This window comes from Spongiactinospora sp. 9N601, assembly GCF_044326295.1.
Taxonomy (GTDB): Bacteria; Actinomycetota; Actinomycetes; order Streptosporangiales; family Streptosporangiaceae; genus Spongiactinospora; species Spongiactinospora gelatinilytica.
This window is the reverse complement of the sequence record NZ_JBIRBB010000068.1, coordinates 1-895: the sequence shown is the minus strand read 5'-3', so window position 1 is coordinate 895 and position 895 is coordinate 1. Positions and strand designations below refer to the sequence as shown.

1 protein-coding gene and 1 pseudogene are annotated in these 895 nt (G+C 68.5%); both read left to right on the top strand.

Annotation, left to right across the window (positions count from 1 at the left end; translation table 11 throughout):
• Positions 1 to 446 (top strand): annotated as a pseudogene (locus tag ACH34R_RS44165) (IS5/IS1182 family transposase); the annotation flags it as partial.
• Positions 443 to 793 (top strand): hypothetical protein, encoded by a 351-nt coding sequence (locus ACH34R_RS44160; RefSeq protein ID WP_397567629.1) that lies wholly within the window; start codon positions 443 to 445, stop codon positions 791 to 793. The pseudogene ACH34R_RS44165 and the gene ACH34R_RS44160, both read left to right, overlap by 4 nt.
• Positions 794 to 895: the final 102 nt, after the last annotated feature.

Here is an 895-nt window from a genome sequence, read left to right as displayed (position 1 = left end):
GCAAGCGCGGCATCGCCACCGACGTGCTCGGGCTGTTGATCGCGGTGGTGGTGACCGCCGCCAGCGTGCACGACAACGCCATCGCCGCGGACCTGTTGGACGTCGTCGCCATCGACGCGCCCACCGTCCACACCGCCTGGGTGGACGCCCGGTTCAAGAACACCCTCATCGAACATGGCGCCACGCTGGGCATCGACGTGCTGGTCGTGCAGCCCGAGCCCGGAACCAAGGGATTCGTGCCAGTCCCGAAACGGTGGGCGGCCGAACAGGCCTTCGGCACGCTGATGTGGCACCGGCGGCTGGTCCGCGACTACGAACGACGGCCCGCCAGCAGCAGGGCGTGGATCCACTGGGCGATGATCGACAACATGACCCGGCGACTGACCGGCAGCAACACCATCTCCTGGCGCACCCCGCCAGCTCCGGTCGCGGCAGCGACGGCATGAGCGGTGCCGATCGCGGGACCGACGACGGCCCCGCACCCGCCGGACCGATCCCGGACGCGCTCCTGCGTCACCTGGAACACCACCAGCAACAGGCCCAGGCCGAGGTCGATCGGCTGCACGCCGCGATCGCCGAGCCGACCCAACTCCTGGACCAGGCGCAACGCCACCTCGAACGTCTCCAGACCACCCACGACACCCTGCTGGAGATCGCCACGCCCGACCCCGGCGAGGCTCCGTCACCGATCGACACGCTCCCAGTCGCCTACCAGCACATCCTGGCCGAGTTCGCCGACACCGACGGTGGTCTTCGGGCCAAGGAACCTGTGCCATCGCCTGAACATCGGTGACCAGCCCAAACACATCGAGGGCATGCGCACCAAGCTCAAACGCCTCGTCGGACGCGGCATCCTCTCCGAACCCGAACCAGGACTGCTCCTGATGAACAGGTC